Genomic DNA, 3,939 nt, shown 5'->3' on the forward strand with positions numbered 1-3,939 from the left:
CGGTATCAGGTCCGAGGGCTTGGCCAGATGAAATGCTCCGCTGGCAATGAACAGCACATGATCGGTACGGATCATGCCGTATTTCGTCGATACCGTCGTCCCTTCAACCAGTGGCAGCAAATCGCGCTGCACCCCCTGTCGCGAGACATCGGCGCCATGAGCGTCGCTGCGCGACGTAATCTTGTCGATCTCGTCAAGAAAAACGATACCGTTCTGCTCGACTTCGCTGATCTTCAGTTTTCTCGATTTCTTGCGAGCCCCGCCCATGTTCTCCGCGCGCCGGAGGAAGCAAGGCATCCAGAATGCGCTCCTCGGCAGCATCCGCCGCGCGCTCACGAACACCGCTCATGGCCATATCCCGGCCGTTCTTTATGGCAATTTCGGCGAGGTCGCGAATGATTGTTTCAACGTCGCGTCCGACATAACCGACCTCGGTGAACTTGGTGGCCTCGATCTTGATGAACGGCGCATTGGCCAGCCGAGCCAGTCGGCGCGCTATCTCCGTCTTTCCGACGCCGGTCGGCCCGATCATCAGAATGTTCTTCGGCGTGATTTCCTGCCGCAAAGGTTCATTCACCTGCGCTCGCCGCCAACGATTGCGCAGTGCAATCGCGACGGCCTTTTTGGCCTTTGCCTGGCCAACGATATGCTTATCAAGTTCTCGAACAATTTCCTGCGGGGTCATTTGTGACATGGTAATCCTGCGATGTCAGACATGGCTTCGAGGCCCTCATGCGCTCGTCGGCCATGCGTTATGGCAAACCAATGCGAGTGGGCGATACTCAGTCAAGCGTCTCGATGGTTAACTTGTGATTGGTGTAGATACACAGGTCGCCCGCGATTTCGAGCGACTTGCGGATAATCTCGGCCGGATCAAGCTCGGTGTTTTCGATCAGGGCGCGTGCCGCAGATTGAGCGAACGCGCCGCCGGATCCTATGGCGACTATGCCTTGCTCTGGTTCCAGCACATCGCCATTACCGGTGATCACCAGTGAATTTTCATGGTCCGCGACGGCCAGCATCGCCTCAAGCCGGCGCAAAGCCCGGTCACTGCGCCAGTCCTTGGCAAGCTCGACAGCTGAGCGCATTAGATTGCCCTGGTGTTTGTCGAGCTTGGCCTCGAAACGCTCAAAGAGCGTGAAAGCATCGGCAGTGCCGCCAGCAAAGCCGGCAAGGATATCACCCTTGTGAATCCGCCTGACCTTGCGTGCGCCCGCCTTAATGACGATGTTGCCGAGCGTAACCTGCCCGTCACCGCCCATGGCAACCCGCTTGCCTCGTCGCACCGACAGGATTGTGGTGCCGTGGTATTGCTCCATGTAAAAACCCTAGTGTTTTGCAAAAATGATGGCGGCGACTGTCCGCAATCCGATAACGCGAAATAATTCGGCAATAAGATGATTCGGATGACGAAACACGATCTGCTTGCCGGTTTGCCGGATAGTCGACAGCACATTAAGAAGCGCGCCGGCACTGATGAAATCCAGGCGCACGAGCGGCGCGCAATCAATGAGTACAGGATCATGCAAATCGGCATGCGCCGTCAGATCCCCAAAACGCGATGATTTGACATCCCCACGCAACACATAGGCGTCCTGGACGCCATCGTCGCCAGGAACGTCAGCTGCCATTTGTTTCGCCGGCTCGGGGGCGGCTACCCGACTGGATTCCCAGGAGGGTGGAGAGACCTCGAAAGTCACGGCATAGTTGATTGCCACCTCCTCGAAAGCCTCGTTCCGCCCCTGCAACTGACAAAGCTCCAGAAGCAGCAGCCAGCACTCGCTGTCCTCTGCACTCCCGGCCACGATACGCTGTTCAAGCATTTCAGCCAGTGCGTCGCGGCCCAGCAATTCCACTTCACGCCGGGACTTTCTTGCCTGCTGCAACAAGGTCAGCAGGAGACCGCAGCCCACTGCATCAATTTGACTCACTCTCGACATATCGAGACGGAGCCTGACATTCTTTGCGAGCGACTGGCGAACTGCTTCAAAGGCGCCGTCGTTTTCCCCCGTCAAATCGCCCTTGAATAGCAGACTCCCGGCAACCGCCTCGCTAACCTTTGCCTGACCCGTGGACTTGTCGCGCCATGCTGGAGGTGATTTTTCAAATGACCGCGCGTAGTCGATTCCCAGCGCATCGAAGGCCGCCTTCTGACCGGTCAGCTTATAGAGGTCGAAAAGCATCATCCACAAACGCTCTCCGGGACCAAAGTGATGGATGCGAACAGCATTCTCCAGCACTGAACGTGCCGCTTCGTCCTGGCCATTGGCATAGAGGATCGCCGCTTCCTCGGCCTCGGCATCCACAGGGTCGACATCTTGTTCGATCTGGAAATCCGGAGAGACTTCGCTGAAATCAAATTCACTGAAATCAGACTTGACGAAATCGAGCGATGACAAGTCATCGCTGGCAGCTTCCGGTGGGGGAACCGTGCCGGACTGAGGTGATCCAGCGGAAGAATCAAGCTTGTCTTCAGCGGGCGGCAAAGCAACTTCAGGCGCTTCTTTGGCACGAGGGATGACAGCCGGCCTGGCGACCATCTTTTTTTCCTGCGTTTTTTTACTGAAGAAAGAGAAAACCATGGTCAACGAGGTCGATCTGAATCGGTAGAAGCAAGTGAGCCTTTTAACACATCACCCGACGTACTGCAATTTGAGGCCTGATGGCCCGGCCCCACCGGCTCAAACCCAAGAACTGAGCCGGTTCTGCAGGATACTGATCGGCGTCTGAAAAAACACGAAGCCCCCGCACCGAGCAAGCCAGGCAAAGGAGGTATCCAGGAAATGTCGGCACGACGATCACGGCATCCTCCCAGCGTTGTTGGCACAATATCCATGCGCTCCAGTGTTCAGTGCAACGCACCTGCTCGGCTACAGTTCTACCGTAGGATCAGGTAAGCAAAGCGTTCAATTGGAGTCTTTGTCTGCCGATTAAAGCACAGTCGTGGCCCGGATACTACATAGTTTCGGTAACCACAAGTATGCTGCTTGAGGCTGGTTGCGGTCGCATCTGGGCGCGGGTCACGGGAATGACGCTGACGACGGCGGATTTCGCTACTTTAGGTAAAGAAACCTGCTGTATGGAAGCGATGCGTGTCTCTCCACGACACCCGCGCGAACACGATTCGCTGTAAGTATTCCGCAACTCGCACGACTAATCCGCACACACTCATTCAGGAGATTCCTGTGTCGCACCTGACCATAGCTTCCAAAGTTGCCGTAGCGCTCAGCCTCGCCCTGCCGATGACCGCTTCGCTTGCCGCGAGCTGCAGCGCAAAAAGCCCGGCACATACTGTGGCGCTGGTCGAGCTTTACACTTCCGAAGGGTGTAGCAGCTGTCCGCCCGCTGATCGCTGGCTTGGGGAACTGCCGCGTCGATTCACTGCCGAACAAGTTCTGGCGCTATCTTTGCACGTTGACTACTGGGACTACATTGGCTGGAAAGACCCTTTCGCTCAGGCCCAGTTTTCTGATCGGCAACGCTGGCTGAGCCAGTTGGCCTCAAGCGCAACCATCTACACTCCTGAGGTCTTTGCCGGGATGAAGGAACTGCGCGCTTGGAGCAACCGACAAAGCTTTGAAAACCGTATTCAGAGCATTAACCGTCAACCGGCTCGTGCCCAAATCACTGTGCAAATGCAATCGTCTGGCGGCGATTCAGTCGACCTTGAAGCACGGTTCGCGCTGGATGACGAAGCACGAACGGGACGAACTGGGCAGGGAGTGGTTGTTCTATATGAGAAACACCTGTCCACCGAAGTCAGGGCTGGTGAGAACAGAGGTTCCCGGTTGAATCACGACAATGTAGTGCGCTTCTGGTCTGCACCGGTAACACTGGACGCGCAAACAGGCCGGGCGGAGTGGAAGCAAACCGTCACACTACCCTCTGGCTGGAAACGCGAGAACCTTGGTATGGCGGCTCTGGTGCAGGATGCAAAGG

General features: G+C 56.5%; 3 protein-coding genes and 1 pseudogene. 1 reads left to right on the forward strand and 3 read right to left on the reverse strand.

Annotation, left to right across the window (positions count from 1 at the left end; all coding sequences use genetic code 11):
* From PROAA_RS14560 to PROAA_RS14570, 3 genes and pseudogenes are all read right to left on the reverse strand, one after another.
* Positions 1 to 694 (reverse strand): annotated as a pseudogene (locus PROAA_RS14560) (AAA family ATPase); the annotation flags it as partial.
* A gap of 88 nt (positions 695 to 782) precedes the next feature.
* A complete protein-coding gene (gene hslV / locus PROAA_RS14565; RefSeq protein WP_186412031.1) occupies positions 783 to 1,319 on the reverse strand; it encodes an ATP-dependent protease subunit HslV in 537 nt (178 codons plus the stop codon).
* A 9-nt stretch (positions 1,320 to 1,328) separates the two neighbouring features.
* Entirely contained in the window at positions 1,329 to 2,540 is a 1,212-nt protein-coding gene (locus PROAA_RS14570) for an STAS domain-containing protein (protein ID WP_186412032.1), read from the reverse strand.
* Between the two features lie 645 nt (positions 2,541 to 3,185).
* Between PROAA_RS14570 and PROAA_RS14575 the strand changes: the two genes are divergently transcribed.
* Positions 3,186 to 3,939, forward strand: a 754-nt coding sequence (locus tag PROAA_RS14575) for a DUF1223 domain-containing protein (protein WP_186412033.1), incomplete at its 3' end; no start/stop codon positions are given.

Origin of the sequence: Candidatus Propionivibrio aalborgensis (genome assembly GCF_900089945.1) — a bacterium.
GTDB classification, from domain to species: domain Bacteria; phylum Pseudomonadota; class Gammaproteobacteria; order Burkholderiales; family Rhodocyclaceae; genus Propionivibrio; species Propionivibrio aalborgensis.

Excerpts from the sequence above, each read along its gene's own strand:
- hslV (WP_186412031.1), bottom strand. The coding sequence starts at position 1,319 with ATGGAGCAATACCACGGCACCACAATCCTGTCGGTGCGACGAGGCAAG.
- PROAA_RS14570 (WP_186412032.1), bottom strand. The coding sequence starts at position 2,540 with ATGGTCGCCAGGCCGGCTGTCATCCCTCGTGCCAAAGAAGCGCCTGAA.